This window comes from Tepidibacillus sp. LV47 (assembly GCF_048381575.1).
In the GTDB taxonomy this organism is placed as follows: domain Bacteria; phylum Bacillota; class Bacilli; order Tepidibacillales; family Tepidibacillaceae; genus Tepidibacillus.
The window spans coordinates 21,553-39,077 of record NZ_JBLWIF010000001.1 but is presented as its reverse complement, the minus strand read 5'-3'; the positions used below and the strand labels follow the sequence as shown (position 1 = coordinate 39,077).

General features: G+C 35.3%; 13 protein-coding genes. 2 read left to right on the top strand and 11 right to left on the bottom strand.

What is annotated here, in order from left to right:
• Positions 1-36: 36 nt before the first annotated feature.
• Positions 37-1,332, bottom strand: coding sequence for an HD domain-containing protein (locus ACMW72_RS00150; protein ID WP_418366810.1), 1,296 nt, complete (start codon positions 1,330-1,332; stop codon positions 37-39).
• A 174-nt stretch (positions 1,333-1,506) separates the two neighbouring features.
• Between ACMW72_RS00150 and ACMW72_RS00145 the strand changes: the two genes are divergently transcribed.
• The gene (locus ACMW72_RS00145; RefSeq protein ID WP_418366809.1) at positions 1,507-1,854 is read left to right on the top strand and encodes a cupin domain-containing protein; all 348 of its coding nucleotides are present in this window, start codon (positions 1,507-1,509) and stop codon (positions 1,852-1,854) included.
• Between the two features lie 27 nt (positions 1,855-1,881).
• On the opposite strand, the gene ACMW72_RS00140 is transcribed toward ACMW72_RS00145, so the two are convergent.
• From ACMW72_RS00140 to ACMW72_RS00130, 3 genes are all read right to left on the bottom strand, one after another.
• On the bottom strand, positions 1,882-2,907 hold the full coding sequence (locus ACMW72_RS00140) for a cytochrome d ubiquinol oxidase subunit II (protein WP_418366808.1): 1,026 nt from the start codon (positions 2,905-2,907) through the stop codon (positions 1,882-1,884).
• A 21-nt stretch (positions 2,908-2,928) separates the two neighbouring features.
• The gene (locus ACMW72_RS00135; RefSeq protein ID WP_418366807.1) at positions 2,929-4,257 is read right to left on the bottom strand and encodes a cytochrome ubiquinol oxidase subunit I; all 1,329 of its coding nucleotides are present in this window, start codon (positions 4,255-4,257) and stop codon (positions 2,929-2,931) included.
• Between the two features lie 150 nt (positions 4,258-4,407).
• Positions 4,408-5,445 (bottom strand): IS30 family transposase, encoded by a 1,038-nt coding sequence (locus ACMW72_RS00130; RefSeq protein WP_418366806.1) that lies wholly within the window; start codon positions 5,443-5,445, stop codon positions 4,408-4,410.
• A 363-nt stretch (positions 5,446-5,808) separates the two neighbouring features.
• Here ACMW72_RS00130 and cspD point away from each other — a divergent pair, with 363 nt between their 5' ends.
• Positions 5,809-6,006: a cold-shock protein CspD gene (gene cspD / locus ACMW72_RS00125; protein ID WP_418366805.1), complete on the top strand. Its 198-nt coding sequence runs from the start codon at positions 5,809-5,811 to the stop codon at positions 6,004-6,006.
• A gap of 84 nt (positions 6,007-6,090) precedes the next feature.
• Here cspD and ACMW72_RS00120 read toward each other — a convergent pair whose 3' ends face one another.
• From ACMW72_RS00120 to mnmA, 7 genes are all read right to left on the bottom strand, one after another.
• Positions 6,091-8,016: a glycoside hydrolase family 13 protein gene (locus ACMW72_RS00120; RefSeq protein WP_418366804.1), complete on the bottom strand. Its 1,926-nt coding sequence runs from the start codon at positions 8,014-8,016 to the stop codon at positions 6,091-6,093.
• Between the two features lie 24 nt (positions 8,017-8,040).
• Positions 8,041-10,470, bottom strand: a complete 2,430-nt coding sequence (locus ACMW72_RS00115; protein WP_418366803.1) for a glycogen/starch/alpha-glucan phosphorylase — start codon at positions 10,468-10,470, stop codon at positions 8,041-8,043.
• A gap of 11 nt (positions 10,471-10,481) precedes the next feature.
• A complete protein-coding gene (glgA, locus tag ACMW72_RS00110; RefSeq protein ID WP_418366802.1) occupies positions 10,482-11,921 on the bottom strand; it encodes a glycogen synthase GlgA in 1,440 nt (479 codons plus the stop codon).
• A 26-nt stretch (positions 11,922-11,947) separates the two neighbouring features.
• Entirely contained in the window at positions 11,948-13,063 is a 1,116-nt protein-coding gene (glgD, locus tag ACMW72_RS00105) for a glucose-1-phosphate adenylyltransferase subunit GlgD (protein ID WP_418366801.1), read from the bottom strand.
• 23 nt (positions 13,064-13,086) lie between these two features.
• Positions 13,087-14,262 carry a glucose-1-phosphate adenylyltransferase gene (locus ACMW72_RS00100; RefSeq protein WP_418366800.1) on the bottom strand — a complete coding sequence of 392 codons (1,176 nt, stop codon included), beginning with the start codon at positions 14,260-14,262 and terminating at the stop codon, positions 13,087-13,089.
• A complete protein-coding gene (glgB, locus tag ACMW72_RS00095) occupies positions 14,189-16,192 on the bottom strand; it encodes a 1,4-alpha-glucan branching protein GlgB (protein ID WP_418366799.1) in 2,004 nt (667 codons plus the stop codon). Before glgB ends, ACMW72_RS00100 begins: the two co-directional genes overlap by 74 nt.
• 159 nt (positions 16,193-16,351) lie before the next feature.
• On the bottom strand, positions 16,352-17,446 hold the full coding sequence (gene mnmA, locus ACMW72_RS00090; protein ID WP_418366798.1) for a tRNA 2-thiouridine(34) synthase MnmA: 1,095 nt from the start codon (positions 17,444-17,446) through the stop codon (positions 16,352-16,354).
• Between the last annotated feature and the right edge of the window lie 79 nt (positions 17,447-17,525).

The window sequence follows — 17,525 nt, the reverse complement described above, 5'->3', positions numbered from 1 at the left end:
TAGGTTAGAAAGGTTTTATCAAAATCAAGTTACATTTTATTTTAGAACCATTTCTATATATTCTTCTGGCATAAAAATTCGAGGGATAAATATTTTCTTATTTCGGATTTGCCGTATTGTATCCGAGATATTTGATAACTCTTCATGATTCCCTTTTTTATCAAAAAGGATGATCTGTTCAGTTGCTACCTTTTTGTCAATTGATTTTTCATTATGAAGGATATAATCATCTTCATATGAGCTGATAATCGCTTCATCCTTAAGATAAATATATTGATATGGTATTCCTTTTCTTTTAGATAAGTCCAAAACTTTTTCAAATAAGACCATTTCGTTCATTTCGTTGATCGGGACTGTCTTATATAAGCGTCGATGTACGAATCGAGAACACAAATCACTTAAAATCGGATCTTTATGATCTTTCCATTGATAAATATAGAACCAAACCGTGTTATCAGTGAGTGCTAAATAATTTTTGATGGTTTTTGGAGTTAATCCATTGACAAGGATCTCATATAAATCATTGGGTAATTCCAACTCACCCTCTTTGTTTAATTCAATCGCTCGGGTAAAAATTCTGTCAATTAATAATTCGGCACTCCTACTTGTCTTATGATAATAAACATTTACATACATATAGTAGCGAGCCATTACGAAATCTTCAGCGATACTAAGACCTTTGTCTTTATCTAGACCTACTTCGAACTCGCCATTTACTTCCCCAACTCGCAAGACATGAATTAACCATTCTAGATCAAAATATCCATATCCCGCTCCTGTCATTTTTGAATCCCTTAATAAATAGTCGATCCGATCTGCATCTAATTGACTCGACAACAATTTCACTAATGCTCTTGATGAATGGGTCCGTTGAATCACATCAGCCACTTCTTGAGCAAAACCCGTTCGATAGCTTTCAAGAGCTTGATGGATTTCCGTATTGTTAAGCAAAATACCAATAGTCCATTTTTCGTGCCGTATCTTAGTTATTTTTTCAAGAACATGGGAGAAAGGACCATGACCAATATCATGTAATAATGCAGCAGTAAGCGCTAATAACCGATGTTCTTTTAATTCCTCTACAAAGGGCTGAATATGTTCTTCCTTTAGACTTGTTAACTTATCAAGTAATCGTTTCATCACATGGGTAACCCCTAGAGAATGGGTAAAGCGAGTATGTTCAGCGCCAGGAAATGTAAATGAAGTTAATCCAAGTTGCCTTATATGTCTTAATCGTTGAAACTCTAAAGTGTCAATTAGATCCAATAATAAACGTTCTTCTCGCTTATCAAATTGAATAATATTATGGACAGGATCACGTATTGTTTTCATATATTTCCTCCGATAGACGTGTAAAAATAACTTTTTCTATATATTCCACATTTCTACCAAAAAATCCTTCTCTTTTGAATATTATACCTTTATATTGTTTAATAGGATATAATAAGGATAATTAAATTTTGAATTTTTAGTAAAAAACGATTCAAAAGTAGAGGGGGAATAAGGTTGGTCGTATCAAACATTAAAGATGTAAAAGGAATGAAAATTGAGGGCCCAGTAGTCAAGGCAATGACCAAAAGAGTTTTAATTTCGCCAAAAGAAGGTTGGGAAGGTTATGTCATGCGGTTATTTGATTTAGAAGAGGGGGGATACTCACCTCGTCACAGTCATCCCTGGCCACATATCAACTATATTATCTCTGGAAAAGGAATCTTACATATTGATGGTAAGGATTATGAAGTGGAAGAAGGTTCTTATGCCTATGTACCCGAGAACAAAATTCATCAGTTTCTCAATCGAGGAAAAGAAACATTTCGTTTTATCTGCATCGTTCCAGAAGAAGGAGATCAATAGAGCCAGCTAAAATAACTGGCTCTCATTCTACTTAACATACTCCCTATTACGAATAAACAATCGCCAATGCCAAATAAAAGCTGGTATCATAAGCACGGTTCCGACTATATATATAATGACCAAAGCACGATACATCTCTTCATTTGTTATACTTTCATGAATGGTCGCCGGATAGACAAGATAGGGTAAATGGGCTTTTCCATAAGCATAACTAGCAAGGAATAATTGAACTATTGTTAATAATAAAGCAATTCCCGAGCTACGATTCTCAACATTTTTGTCTTTTGTTGATCTCAAAATAAACCAATATCCGATTAGAAAAGCAACGACTGAAAGGATCAGCCACAATGAGTAATTCCAAAGATTAACATATAGCCATGTGGCTTCATTTTTTATGGTGAAAATAATCAAAAAGCCAAACAATACCGTAAACGGCCCAATCCATATACTATGTTTGCGATAAATGGCAAAACCAGATCCATCCCCTGTCAAACTAGCATAATCAGCTAACAGCAATGCGGATAGATATAAGGTCATACTAATTGCCAAGCCAATAAAGGCATAAACTGTTGGACTTGTAAATACTTTACTTAGTGGTAGTTGGAGGACTCCATTTACTTCTCGAATATATCCCCCATGAGTAAGGGGTAATACAACAACAAGTAAAGCCAGAATCAAAATACCAGCAATCCCTGAAATATGGTTCAATATTTTTCGATACCCCTCTTCTACTGAATAGGCAAAAACCATAAAAGCCGTCCTTATACTAAGTAAAACTAAGATTAAATTTGCTGGAATCATCAATACAGTCCCTAAGGTAAAAGTCGCATTCGGAAAAAAACTAACCAATGCAACAACAAACATGGCTAATAAAACATTGGTAATTTCCCATGCTGGTGATAGATATTTATTAGCAATTACTCCTGCTTTCGTATCTTTTCGATTAAAATAAACCATTGACCAAAATCCTGCGCCAAAATCAAGTGCTCCAGCTATGGAATAGATGAAGATAAAAAGCCATAGCAGAGCAATACTGAATTGTGCTTCATCCATCTCATCCACCAACCCTTCTTTTTAATTTAACTTTTCTAGATCCTTTTTTAATGGATGACGTTTAAAATAGTACCAAATTACTAGTAGTGTAATCACTGTAAGTGAAACATATAACCCAAGAAAGATGAAGAAGAAAAGCCCCATATTCCCGCTAGTAGTTACTGCCTCCGATGTTTTCATAACACGATAGATAGTCCAAGGTTGACGACCGATCTCGGAAAATGACCATCCTAATTCAATACCTGCAATCGCTAAAGGGCCAGAAAAGACATAGCCCCATATTAACCATTTTGGAAAATGATTTTCTTTTTTTCTTAATTTTAGTGTCCAACCCAAAACAGCAAGGAATATAAGTAGTGCCCCAATACCAACCATTGCATCAAATAGGATATGTGTAACAAGTGGTGGCCACTCATCTTTTGGAAACTCATTCAGCCCTCGTACCACACCACTTGGTTTTCCAGTTGCTAAGATACTTAATAGGCTAGGTATTTGTAACGCCCACTTAACCTGCTGTGTTTTTGGGTCGACGATACCTCCTACTGCTAAAGGAGCGTTTGAAGTAGTCTCGAATAATCCTTCTGCAGCAGCCAATTTTTCAGGTTGATAAATATGGAGTTTCACCGCTGAATCATGACCATTTAAGGCAGTGATTACTCCCGAAATCCCCCCTATAAGCAAAGCGACCATTAATGCTTTTTGGTGGAATTTATATTCCCGTTCGGTTATATCCTTTCTCAGCATTTTATAAGCCGCAACGGTTACGGTCATAAAGGCACCAACCATAAAGGCTGACGATACAACATGGGAAGCTGTAGTAAAAAAGATGGGGTTAAAGAATGCTTTCCATGGATTCACATTTATAAATTCCCCATTTACATAATCAAAACCAGATGGTGTTTCTTGCCATGCATGAACATTTGTAATTAACACCGCAGAAAGAATAGCCCCAATTGTAACCAAAGACAAACTGAGAATTCGCAATGGAGCAGAGATGCGATCTGCAGCATAAACATAAATCGTCATGAAAATCGATTCTAAAAAGAAGGCATAAATCTCAATTTGAAATGGCAAAGAAATGACTTTCCCAACCGCTTCCATAAATGTCGGCCATAAGATAGAAAGTTGTACACTTGCAATTGTACCAGTGGGAATACCTACACCTAGCAAAATAGCAAAAGTTTTCGTCCATCGTTTGGCCATAATATCATAATCGCGGTCATTTGTTTTCTGATATATAATTTCTGCTATGAGTATCATTAATGGAATACCAACACCAAGAACTGCAAACACAACATGAAAAGCCATCGTAAAACCAAATAATAGACGAGCATTTAATAAATGGTCCATGAAATCAGTCCTTTCAACCAAAATCTTCCTTTATACATAATCGGTAAAAATAAAACAATTTATACTTTTTTCAGCTTTAAAATCATTTTTTTATTTTCCTAAATTGCAATAATAAATGCAACAAAATATAAAATACCAAATCCAGTAAGATTAAGCGACATTTTGCAATTCCTTTAGAAATAGATCATTTGGTGTCTTGTAGCCAAGAATTTTCCTTGGTAGTGTATTGCACCAATGTTCAACGTAAGCAATTAGATCCTCATCAATATCATCGATGGACTTTCCTTTTGGAATGAATCGTCTGATTAATCCATTGTGACGTTCATTGGAGCCACGTTCACTTGATGTATAAGGGTGGGTGTAATAGATTTTTGTTTGTTCATCCTTAACCGCTGATACGAGTTCACTAAATTCAGAGCCATTATCCGATGTAATGGTTTTAAAGATCGAGGAGAAGGCGGTTTTGTATTGATTTCTCAACTGTTGTATTGCATGATGGATCGCAGTCGTTGTCTTTTGATCGATTTTCATGATCACTTCCTTGCGAGTCATGCGCTCAGTTAGGGTAAGGAGGACAGCGCCTTTTTGACGACTGCCTAAAACGGTATCAATTTCCCAGTGACCAAACTCTGTGCGTTCGTTAATGTGAGAAGGGCGTTGTTCAATGCTTTCTCCAAGGATCTTCTTATTGACGCGGTTTCGTTTTTTCTTTGTGTTTCTTGTTACTTTTAAAGGCAGATCAATATTTTTCACAGGTAGTGCACCAAGATCGATGTAGTTATAGAGCGTTTTTGTGCATACAACGATCCCAAAGAGTTGATTTGCCTTAGCAAAGCCGCAGACGGCATCAGGAGACCAATGTTCTTTTTGTATTTTCTCTACGGCAAAGCGAATAAAATCAGATGCTTGGACGAGTTTATATTTAGCCCCGCAATGGGAGCGGTTGGCTTCATAACGTGCTTGTCCTGTTTCCGGGAAATAGGTCTTATACTCAGATAAGTCAGAACGACGCTGAATAACTGTTCCTCGCTTCAATTCTCGAGAAATCGTAGATTTGTGGCGACCAAGAAGATCTACAATCTCTTGAAGGGTTTTTCCTTCTTTTTGTAGCACTTGAATTTGACCTCGTTCATATGGAGTGAGATGTTTGAAATGACGTTTCTTTGTGTTATGATTAGAATAAGCCATCGGTAAATCCTCCTGTTATGTATGGTTTTGGTCGACTTAATCATAACGGATTTACCATGGCGTTTTCTATATATTTATTTTGTTGCATTTAATTTTACAATGAACCTTTTTTTATTTTCGTATGAATTTGCTATTTTTATTTGACTCTCATCAGAAATTATTGTATAGTTTATATAAACCGTTAAACTGAATTATATAGTTTTGGAAATAAGAAATCGTACCCCAATGTTGTGAGGACGAGTTTTATTTTCCGAATGACAATTCAGGGGTACTTTTTTATTACATGACTACATAATGAGGTTCTAATGGTTAATTTAGAATATGCACAATTCGTGCACAGATTTTTTTAGGAGGCTTATTCAAATGCAAGGTAAAGTAAAATGGTTTAATTCAGAAAAAGGTTTTGGATTTATTGAAGTTGAAGGTGGAAACGATGTATTCGTACACTATTCAGCGATCCAAGGCGAAGGGTTTAAAACATTAGAAGAAGGTCAAAAAGTTAGCTTTGATATCGTTGAAGGTAACCGTGGACCTCAAGCTGCTAATGTTGTAAAATTATAATATATATATATAGCCTTATATGAAGACAAAAAGAGCCGATTTTTTTCGGCTCTTTTTGTCTTTAATTAGACATTAGAGAGAAAGTTACTTGTTCATCAATAATTTCCCTTCTAATGGTTTTAAAGTAAGTTCAAGCATGCCGTTTTTAATTACAGTCTCTTCGTTTTGATTCAACAGATTGATCATCCGTATATTTGATACCCACTTAGAAATATCTAAGACAACATGCTTATTAAAAAATAGATTGCGATTAAAGATGATGATCGCAATGTTTTCTCTTCGTTTTCGACCTAAAGCATCGATACCATTTTTAATTTGTCTTATATACCCATAAACATCAGTTTCAGGAAAAAAAGAAATCCAGTCACCTGTTCGTAAAACGTCATATTGATTACGTATGGCAATGATTTCTTGAAACCAATTTAACAATTCTTGATCCTCACGCCCCCAAGGGTATCCTCGACGATTTAAAGGATCATTTCCCCCTTCAAGTCCAGCCTCGTCTCCATAATAAATAGAAGGAACACCTGGAAATGTCATTTGCCAAAGGGAAGCTAATTTTAACCGTTTAATGGCCATTTTTCGTTTCTTAATCGGGTCTAAATCTTGTGGTAGTTTCTCTTTAAGGACAGTTAAAATTCGAGGAACATCATGACTACCTAATAAATTCATTAAGCTATAAAAATGATGGAGAGGATAATTCTCATAAAGACTCATTAATGTTGAATGAACTGCATGAGAATCTTTATACCCTAATAAAAAATCAATGACGATTTGACGAAAAGGGTAATTCATTACAGAGTCTAATTCTTCTCCATAGAGATATTCCCGTCTTTGTCCGTAACTGATTTTGTTTGATGCATCTTCCCAAACTTCTCCGATTAAAACAGCTTCTTTATTTTGTTCCTTTAGAACTTTGTTGAACTTTTTAATAAAAAGATCTGGAAGTTCATCGGCTACATCAAGCCTCCAGCCTTTTATCCCCATTTTTAACCAATGTTTTAACACACTATTTTGATGATAGATGATAAAGTCCAAATAAGACGGATCTAATTCATTCACATTGGGTAATGAATCGATTCCCCACCAACAATCATACCGATGAGGAAACTCATAAAAGCGATACCAAGAATAATAAGGAGAATTTTGTGATTGATAGGCACCTATGGATGGATAAGTTCCTTCTTTATTGAAATAAATACTATCGCTACCTGTATGGCTAAAAACTCCATCCAATATAATTGAAATCCCTATTTTTTTTGCTTCGTTCACTAAATCGCGAAAAATCTCTTCATCACCAAACATGGGATCAATCTTGTGATAATCCCCTGTATCGTATTTATGGTTACTTTGTGCTTCAAATATTGGATTGAAATAAATGGCACGTATACCCAATTTTTTTAAATAGGGTAATTTTTTTTTCACCCCGATCAGATTACCACCAAAAAAATCCCATCTTGCGATTTTGCCAGTTTTCTCATCTTTAATATAAATCGGATCATTTTCCCAATGGGCGTGAATTAAGCTATTCTTTTTTGGGTTTAAAACATTTCCATTTTCATTTCCATTAAAGAAACGATCAACAAAAATTTGATACAGCACAGTATCGTAAAACCAAGAAGGAGGTAGATGTTTATTTAGAAAAACAGTGATCTGATATGGATGAGGAATTTGTTCTGAAGCTTCACCTATTCCACCTTGTTTTGCTTGATTATTTCCATAATAAACGATTTGTCCATTTGTTACTACCATGAAATAATACCACACCAATCCAGGTGTAGATGGTGTGGTAATTTGAACTGAATAGATTCCTTCTTCCCCTTCCAAAGGAGACATAGGAAACTCTTTTTTTTCTTCCCCTTCTATCCATAGTCGTAGGGTTACTTTATCAATTTTGTTCGTTCGCTGAAGTTTTATCTTTAGCTCAACTTGTTGCTTACATGGAACTGCACCAAACGGATTACGATAAAACAAATCATAGGAGTTATGATAAATCCAATCATTTACCATCCTTGTGCCTCCAGTCCCCTTATTCTACGATATGAAAATGGGCCGAACTTCCCATGTTCCAGAAGCGTATTCTAAAATCGTTCGATCACTAGAAAAAATACCAGAATGGGCAATATTGATAATACTTTTTTCTATCCAGCTTTCTTGGTCTTTGTAGAATTGATCAATTCTTTTCTGTGCATCCGCATATGAAGCAAAATCCTTGAGCACAAAAAATTCATCGTTTTCTTGTAATAAAGAATAATAGATAAATTTAAAATCGACTACTTCTTTTAAGAAGAAACCATCAATAAGTTGATCCAAGATTTTGCGTAGGCGAGGATCGCTTTGATATAAATCCCTTGCTCGATAGCCACCATATTGATAATAATCTAATACTTCTTGCGGGGTTAAACCAAAAATAAAAATATTATCCTCCCCTACCTCGTCTTTTATCTCAATATTCGCCCCATCTAATGTTCCAAGGGTTAACGCTCCGTTCATCATAAACTTCATATTTCCAGTACCCGATGCTTCTTTGCTTGCCGTAGAAATTTGTTGCCCAATATCTGCTGCAGGAATAATTTTTTCTGCTAGACTTACTCCGTAGTTCTCAACAAAAATTACCCTAATTTTCCCTTGAATCGTTGAATCATTGTTCACTAGTGAAGCAACGGTGTTGATTAACTTAATAATTCGTTTGGCTAAAAAGTATGCGGGAGCGGCCTTTGCTCCAAAAATAAATGTTCGGGGAACTATATCTAGATTAGGATTTTCTTTCAAGCGATTATATAGATCCATGATATGAAAAACATTTAACAGCTGCCGTTTATAGGCATGAAGTCTTTTCACTTGTACATCAAAAATCGAATCGGGATCAACAGCAATATGATATTTTTCTTTAATATAATTGGATAGAGAAATTTTATTTTGTCTTTTTACTCGTGAAATTCGCTCTTGAAAGGATGGATCTTTGGCATAATTCAATAGATAATTTAAATCAGTAGGATGTTCAATCCAATTGGTACCAATTGCATCTGAGATGAGTTTCGCTAATAATGGATTTGCTTTTAATAACCATCTACGGTGGGTGATACCATTTGTTTTGTTATGAAATTTATAAGGGAAGTAATTGTAAAAGTTTTTCATCACTTGCTTTTTTAAAATTTCGGTATGAATTTTAGATACACCATTTACCTGATAACTTCCTACGATTGCTAAATGGGCCATTTTCACTTGCCCATCTGCAATGATGGCCATTTCATGAATCAGTCCCCATTCACCAGGGTATTTATTCCATAATTCTCGACAAAATCGTTCATTAATTTCCTCGATAATCATATAGATGCGGGGTAATAGACGTTTCATCATGTCAATGGGCCAGCGCTCAAGGGCTTCTTGCAGCGTTGTATGATTCGTATAGGAAATGGTTCTCGTTGTAATCGACCACGCTTCATCCCATTCTAAACCTTCTTCATCCATTAGGATTCTCATTAGTTCGGGAATTGCTAATACAGGATGGGTATCATTGATATGAATCGCCACTTTATTAGGAAAATCCTTGATATTTTGGTGCCTTTTTTTATAACTGCGAATAATGCTTTGCAATCCAGCTGATACAAGAAAATATTGTTGTTTTAAACGAAGAATTCTCCCTTCCTCTTTACTGTCATCCGGATAAAGAAACTCAGAAATCGCTTCTGTTGATCGTTTGTACTCCACAATCTTCTGATAGTCTCTATTATTTAAACACTGAAAATCAAAATCTTTAATTGCTGATTCAGCGCTCCATAATCGCAAGGTATTTACGGTTTTATTCTTGTATCCTGGTATCGGTATATCATAGGGAACTGCTAAGACGGATTCAAAGTTTTCATGATGAAACACAAGTCGTTCCCCTACTTTTTCAACCCAAATATTCCCCTCAAATCGAACTTCTACGGCTTTATCCGATCTTCGAACTTCCCAAACATTCCCTTCTCTTAACCAATAATCGGGAAGTTCAACTTGATAACCATCCATAATCTTCTGTTCAAATAGCCCGTATTTATAGCGAATTCCACATCCATGTCCCGGTAGATGTAAAGAGGCCATTGAATCAAGAAGACATGCTGCAAGCCTTCCTAATCCTCCATTTCCTAAACCAGGATCCGGTTCTTGTTGCTCAAGGTCACTAAGAGAAATTCTTAAATCTTTTAACCCTTCTTCAATGACCTCATAGATACCCAAATTAATCAAATTCATCCCTAGCATTTTGCCAAGTAAAAATTCCATTGATAGATAATATACTTGTTTTTCCCCTCTTTCGCGGTAAATCTTTTTTGTTAATATCCAGTTTTTATTAATCTGTTCCTTGACTAAACTGCCTAAAGCCATATATTGTTCTATTGTTGTCGTTTCATTGATATTCTTTCCGTACATGTTCTCTAACCGTTCGAGAAAAGCACTCTTAAAGCTCTCTTTATTGGTAAACATGGTTTTCCCCCTTAACCCTGAAGTAAATGGCGATATAGCTCGAGATACTGTTTCGCTGAAAATTTCCAACTATAATCCAATTTGGCAGTATTGTTATGAATCTGGTTCCAATGGTCTTGATCATAGTAGAAATGAATTGCCCTTCGAATGGTATAGAGCATATCGTGAGCATTATAGTTGGTAAAACTAAATCCATTCCCTTCTTTTGTCCATTCATTATAAGGTTGAACGGTGTCGTTTAATCCCCCTGTTTCTCGCACAATGGGAACAGAGTGATAGCGAAGAGCAATTAACTGACTTAAACCACATGGTTCAAATAATGAAGGCATCAACAGAAAGTCGGACGCTGCATAGATTTGTCTCGCAAGCCTTTCATCAAATAAAATATGTACGGATAATTTTTCGGGAAAGCGAATCATCGCATCTAAAAAAATCTGTTCATAATACCGTTCACCTGTTCCTAGAATAATCATTTGAATATCTTCAGATAAAAGTTCATCTAAAACATGAATGATTAAATCCAATCCTTTTTGTGCTACAAGCCTTGACACGATCGCGATCATTGGAATATCTGGACGGATGGGTAAGGCTAAATCTTCTTGAAGCTTCATTTTGTTCTTCTTTTTTTGTTCTAGAGAATGATCATAACGGGCAAAAAGATGGGGATCTGTAGCAGGGTTATATTCATCCTCATCGATCCCATTTAATATTCCCGATAAATCGTTATTTCTCTTTCGCAGAATTCCATCTAAAGCTTCACCAAAATAAGGATACTGAATCTCCTTGGCGTAGGTTGGACTTACAGTTGTAATCTTGTCAGAAAAAACTAATCCTCCTTTTAAAAAATTAACCTGTCCGTAAAACTCAATCCCATCCATTGTAAAAAACTCTTCTGGCAAGTCAAATAGATCTCCTAAGATTGACTTAGGAAAAACTCCTTGGTATCTCAAATTATGGATCGTAAAAACGGTACGAATATTTTTATAAAAGTCATAGTATTGATAATACGCTTTTAAAAAAACACTGATCAATGCAGTTTGCCAATCATGTAAATGAATGATTTGCGGTTGAAAATCAATATGTGGCAGAGCCTCCAAAACGGCTTTACTAAAATAAGCAAAACGTTCAGCTTCATCAAATGTACCATTGTAGCCATAAATTTGGTCACGATTAAAATAAAACTGATTATCGATAAAATAGTAAGTAACATCCTGATATTTATACTTCAGAATCCCACAATACTGCTTTCTCCATTCTAAAGAAATCTCTAATGTTTTCATTAATACCATTTTCTCTTTAAATTCTTTTGGTATTTGTTTATAGTTAGGTAAAAATACTCGGACATCAATCTCTTGTCTTTTTAATTCTTTTGGCAAAGATCCAATAACATCTGCTAACCCCCCTGTTTTGATAAAAGGTACACCTTCTGAAGCAACAAAAAGAACATTCATATTCAATTAATCCTTTCTTGGAAAATTTAAATCATACTCTTTTTTTCAAGGACAAGGGGTTGATCTTTTGTTCCAATTAATGTTCTTCCAGGTGAAACAAAAACTTCCTTATCTAAGATCGCATTCTCAATCACGGTATTTTTACCTATTTCAGACTTTGGCATGATGATACTATTTTTAATCACTGCTCCCTTATGTACCTTAACCCCTCGAAAAAGAATACTGTTTTCCACTTTTCCCTCTATCAAACAACCATTTGCGATGATAGAATTGGACACTTCCGAACCAGCAAAATATTTTGCTGGAGGATCATCTTTCCCTTTTGAATAGATAAGACCTGGTTTAACAAACAACTTTTGCCAAAGATTTTCCGACAACAATTTTATACTATGATGATAGTAACTTTGTAATGAATCGATTTTTACTGCATATCCAGTGTATTTGAATCCGACGGTTTTCAATTGATCAAGATGATCAATGATACAATGCTTAAGAAAATCATATTTCCCATTTTCTATATTCGTTTGAATCAAGTCCAATAAAAGCTGTTTTTCAAGAATATAGATTTCTAAAGACCCCTTATTTGATTGGAGTTGATTTAATTCATGATCCATTTCAACAATTCGCCCATTTTCATTCATTTTTATTTTTTTATAAGACTTTTCGTTATCAAGTTCCGGATTCAATTCCTTATAGATTACCGTTATATCTGCCCCTGTCATTTTGTGAAATTCAAAAACAGGTCGAAAATCCATATTCGCCACTAGATTCCCACTAGAGATCAGCACGTATTTTTGCTGGCCGCGGTAAAAGAAATCGATATGATCAAAAAAATGATGCAAGTCTCCCTTTAAATGAACCGAAGAATATTCTAAAAAAGGAGGTAAGAAAAATAAACCGCCCCGTTTACGATTAAGGTCCCACTCTGCTCCCGTTCCTAAATGATCCATTAATGAACGATAATTATTTAAGGCAAACACTGCAACGTCCCGTATTCTGGAATTCACCATATTTGATAATGTAAAATCGATCAGGCGATATCTTCCGCCAAAAGGGACAGATGCACTTGAACGATGAAAGGTTAATTCATTTAACTCATGACGATCATTACTTAGATTAATCACTCCTAGTACATCTTCCATTGCATCAATTTCTCCTTTCCCTATTATGAATTTATTTTGACTGTATGAGTATCTTCTACTTGAGGTGAGCCAAAGATTTGTGTTTTTTCTTCGATTAAAGTAATTTCTCCGTTTTCGCTTCCAATACGACAACCATCCTTGATAATTGTCCCTTCACCAATGATCGATCGATTGATTACAACATTTTCGTCAATTTTTACATTTGGCATGATCACTGAATCCTTTATGATACTCCCTTTACCTACATGAACTCCATAAAAAATAACAGAATGGTTCACTTCCCCGTAGATTTCACTACCTTCATTGATTAACGAGTTTTTCACTTTCGCTGTTGGCGCAATATATTGAGGAGGAAAAGTGGTATTTGCCGAACAAATTCGCCAATAATCATCATTTAAATCTAAGCTTGGTTGACTAGATAATAAATCCATGTTGGCACTCCATAAACTTTCGATCGTTCCAACATCCTTCCAGTAGCCTTTAAAAGGATAGGCATATAGCTTTCTTTTATCACGTAACATCATTGGAATAACATCTTTTCCAAAATCATTACTTGAATTCGGGTTATTTTCATCTTTAATCAAATAAAAGCGTAAAACATCCCAATTAAAGATATAAACTCCCATAGAAGCAAGGTTATTCTTGGGGTGTTTTGGTTTCTCCTCAAATGATAAAATGCGATGATCCAAATCTGTATTCATAATGCCGAATCGATTCGCATCCTTCCAAGGAACCTCAACCACAGCAATTGTTAATTCAGCATTTTTCTCGATATGATGTTTCAACATCAATGAATAATTCATTTTGTAAATGTGATCACCCGATATCACAAGAACATACCGTGGATGATATCGTTCGATAAACGGAATGTTTTGATAAACAGCATTTGCTGTCCCTTTATACCATCTTCCTCCACCCTGTTGTACATAAGGGGGTAAAACAGTTACACCACCCCATTTTCGGTCTAGACCCCATGGACTGCCAACACCAATATAAGAGTTTAATACCAATGGCTCGTATTGAGTTAACACCCCAACTGTATCGATTCCTGAATGTTTACAATTGCTTAAGGGAAAATCAATGATTCGATATTTGCCACCAAAAGGAACAGCAGGTTTTGCTAGTCTATTTGTTAGAACTCCTAATCGTTTTCCTTCCCCACCTGCTAAAAGCATAGCGACTACTTCTTTTCGGTACATATTGAATCCTCCTAATTTCCTTTTGAATTCGTGAAATCTTAAAAAAATGAACCGATAATGGTGAAATTCTAATTTCAAGACTATAAGATTGGTTATGCCAACTTATTTCTTCAGCTAGTAGGGATCGATTCCTATTTGTTAAACCATTACCGCCATATTTCTCTTCGTTGCTATTAAAAATTTCAATATATTCCCCTAAAAACGGAACACCAATTCGATAGTTTTCATAAATCATTGGGGTAAAATTACAAACGATCACGATCCAATCTTCTTTTTTCTTCCCTTTTCTCATAAATGTGATAATACTTTGGTTCACATCATGTGGGTCGATCCACTGAAACCCTTCTTGCATATGATCGAATTCCCATAAAGCCGGCTCTTTTCGATAAAAGTGGTTTAATTCATTCACATACTGTTTCATTTTGCGATGCAATTCAAAATCTAGTAAGTTCCAATCTAATTCCGATTGATCCTTCCATTCATCAAATTGACCAAACTCTCCACCCATAAATAGAATCTTTTTTCCTGGGTGAGCCATCATATATCCATAGAGGAGTCGTAAACTAGCAAATTTGTCCCAATAGGAACCTGGCATTTTATTTAATAGAGAACGTTTCCCATGAACAACCTCATCATGGGATAATGGAAGAATGAAATTTTCACTAAAAGCATAGAAAAAAGAAAAGGTGAGCAAATGATGATGATATTTGCGGTAAATGGGATCCATTTCCATATATCGTAACGTATCGTTCATCCAACCCATATTCCATTTATAGTTAAAACCTAACCCACCAAGATAGATTGGTGCGCTGACCATTGGCCAAGCTGTTGACTCTTCAGCGATCATTAATATGGTTGGATCGTATTTGAAAACTACTTCATTTAATTTTCGTAAGAATGAAATTGCTTCTAGATTTTCTTTTCCACCATATTGATTGGGAACCCATTCTCCATCTTTTTTATCAAAATCTAAATAGAGCATGCTTGAAACAGCATCTACCCGAAATCCATCAATATGATATTCTTTTAGAAAAAAAATCAGATTAGAAATGAGAAAACTATGAATTTCCGGTTTACCAAAATCAAAACTTAACGTTCCCCACCCAGGTTTTTCTGCCTTTCTAGGGTCAGCATATTCATATAATGGTGTACCATCAAAGAGTCTTAAGCCGTGGGCATCCTTTGCAAAATGGCTAGGTACCCAATCGAGAATAACTCCTATTCCTTTTTGATGGCATTGGTCAACAAAGTACTTAAAATCATCTGGTGTACCATAACGACTAGTAATGGAATAATAGCCCGTGATCTGATAACCCCAAGATTGGTCATAAGGATGTTCAGCTAATGGTAATAGTTCGATATGGGTATAACCTAGATCAACGACATAATCAATTAATTCATCAGCTAATTCCCGATACGTATAGAATTTTCCATTCTTTTTTTTCCAAGATCCAAGATGTACTTCATAAATCAATAGTGGTTGATGATAAATGGAGCAGTTTTTTTTCTTTTGCATCCATTTGTCATCATTCCAGCGATAACCATCCATTGAATAAACAATGGAAGCCGTATTCGGTCTTTGTTCTGAGTAGAAAGCATAGGGATCAGATTTTAAGAAGATTTCTTTTTCGGTATGGATCTCATATTTATACAGGTCACCATTTTTTAATCCAGGAATAAAAATCATCCATATTGCATGATTGATTCTTTTCATTCGATATTGTTTTCCCTTCCATTGATTAAAGTCGCCAACGACCCGAACTTCTTTTGCTTGTGGAGCCCATACCGTAAAGCGAACCCCTTGTATCCCTTTGTATTCCATTTGATGAGCACCTAACATTTTGTAGCTATGAAATAGATTCCCTTCGTGGAATAAATAGAGATCGGTTTCACTTGGAAAAATTTCTTCTGGATATAGAGGTAATACCATAACTCCATTCCCTTCCGTTTATCATCGCTAGCTGAGAAAAAACATCTACAGAATCCAAATTATGCAAATAAAAAGATAGATATGACAACATTCAAACTTTGAGCATAAAAAAACGCCCATTTTTCCTAAAAAGGGCGTTTTGTGTATAAATATATTTTATCACCTTATAACTTGGTCAATAATTCCTCCACCAAGACAAACTTCGTCTTGATAAAAGACAACAGCTTGTCCAGGGGTAATCGCTTTTTGTTTCTCTTCAAAGATGACTTCACAAGTATGATTTTCCTTAATTATAACAGTTACTTTTTGATCAGGTTGACGATAACGGAATTTTGCCGTACAAGTAAACTGTTTTGCTGGTGGTTTGCCTGAAATCCAATTTACATCGGTTGCTACCAAGCCTTTTGAGTAAAGACTTGGATGGTTTGCACCTTGTGCAACATATAAGATATTATTTTTTACATCCTTGTCAACAACAAACCACGGCTCTCCTGTTCCTTCTCCGCCAATTCCTAATCCTTTACGTTGACCAAGAGTATAATACATTAACCCTTGATGGGTTCCTTTTACCTCACCATCTAAGGTTCGTATCTCACCAGGTTGTGCAGGAAGAAACTTACTTAAGAATTCACGAAAGTCGCGTTCCCCAATAAAACAAATTCCCGTACTATCTTTCTTGTTAGCCGTGGCCAATCCATTTTCTTGTGCAATCTTGCGAACTTCACTTTTTTGTAGATGACCAATTGGGAACATCGTCTTTGATAATTGATATTGATTTAACACATTGAGAAAATAAGTCTGGTCTTTGTTTTGGTCAATAGCTTTTAATAGTTGAAATTCCCCGTTGATATTTCTTACTCTTGCATAATGTCCTGTCGCAATATAATCTGCATCAAGCTCTAATGCCTTTTCTAAAAACTCTCCAAATTTAATTTCTCGATTGCACATAACATCAGGGTTTGGAGTTCTTCCCTTTTTATATTCATCAAGGAAATAGTTAAAAACTTTTTCCTTGTATTCCTTTTCAAAATTGACAGAATAATAGGGAATTCCAATCTGATTACATACTCGAATTACATCTTGATAGTCATCTTCAGCAGTACAATGGCCAAATTCATCACGGTCATCCCAATTTTTCATAAATACACCAATAACATCATAACCTTGTTGCTTTAACAATAATGCGGCTACAGATGAATCTACACCACCAGACATTCCAACAATTACTCTTGTTTCCTCAGGTTTTTTATTCATTGGAGTCTCCTCTTTATCTTAGAATTTCAAAAATCTTTTTTTTGATCATCTTAGTATATTATCTTTATACTATGTAACA

What these genes read in the sequence shown, in the direction of transcription:
- ACMW72_RS00150 (WP_418366810.1), bottom strand. Translation starts at nt 1,332, where the DNA reads ATGAAAACAATACGTGATCCTGTCCATAATATTATTCAATTTGATAAG.
- ACMW72_RS00140 (WP_418366808.1), bottom strand. Translation starts at nt 2,907, where the DNA reads ATGGATGAAGCACAATTCAGTATTGCTCTGCTATGGCTTTTTATCTTC.
- ACMW72_RS00135 (WP_418366807.1), bottom strand. Translation starts at nt 4,257, where the DNA reads ATGGACCATTTATTAAATGCTCGTCTATTATTTGGTTTTACGATGGCT.
- ACMW72_RS00130 (WP_418366806.1), bottom strand. Translation starts at nt 5,445, where the DNA reads ATGGCTTATTCTAATCATAACACAAAGAAACGTCATTTCAAACATCTC.
- cspD (WP_418366805.1), top strand. Translation starts at nt 5,809, where the DNA reads ATGCAAGGTAAAGTAAAATGGTTTAATTCAGAAAAAGGTTTTGGATTT.
- ACMW72_RS00120 (WP_418366804.1), bottom strand. Translation starts at nt 8,016, where the DNA reads ATGGTAAATGATTGGATTTATCATAACTCCTATGATTTGTTTTATCGT.
- ACMW72_RS00115 (WP_418366803.1), bottom strand. Translation starts at nt 10,470, where the DNA reads ATGTTTACCAATAAAGAGAGCTTTAAGAGTGCTTTTCTCGAACGGTTA.
- glgA (WP_418366802.1), bottom strand. Translation starts at nt 11,921, where the DNA reads ATGAATGTTCTTTTTGTTGCTTCAGAAGGTGTACCTTTTATCAAAACA.
- glgD (WP_418366801.1), bottom strand. Translation starts at nt 13,063, where the DNA reads ATGGAAGATGTACTAGGAGTGATTAATCTAAGTAATGATCGTCATGAG.
- ACMW72_RS00100 (WP_418366800.1), bottom strand. Translation starts at nt 14,262, where the DNA reads ATGTACCGAAAAGAAGTAGTCGCTATGCTTTTAGCAGGTGGGGAAGGA.
- glgB (WP_418366799.1), bottom strand. Translation starts at nt 16,192, where the DNA reads ATGGTATTACCTCTATATCCAGAAGAAATTTTTCCAAGTGAAACCGAT.
- mnmA (WP_418366798.1), bottom strand. Translation starts at nt 17,446, where the DNA reads ATGAATAAAAAACCTGAGGAAACAAGAGTAATTGTTGGAATGTCTGGT.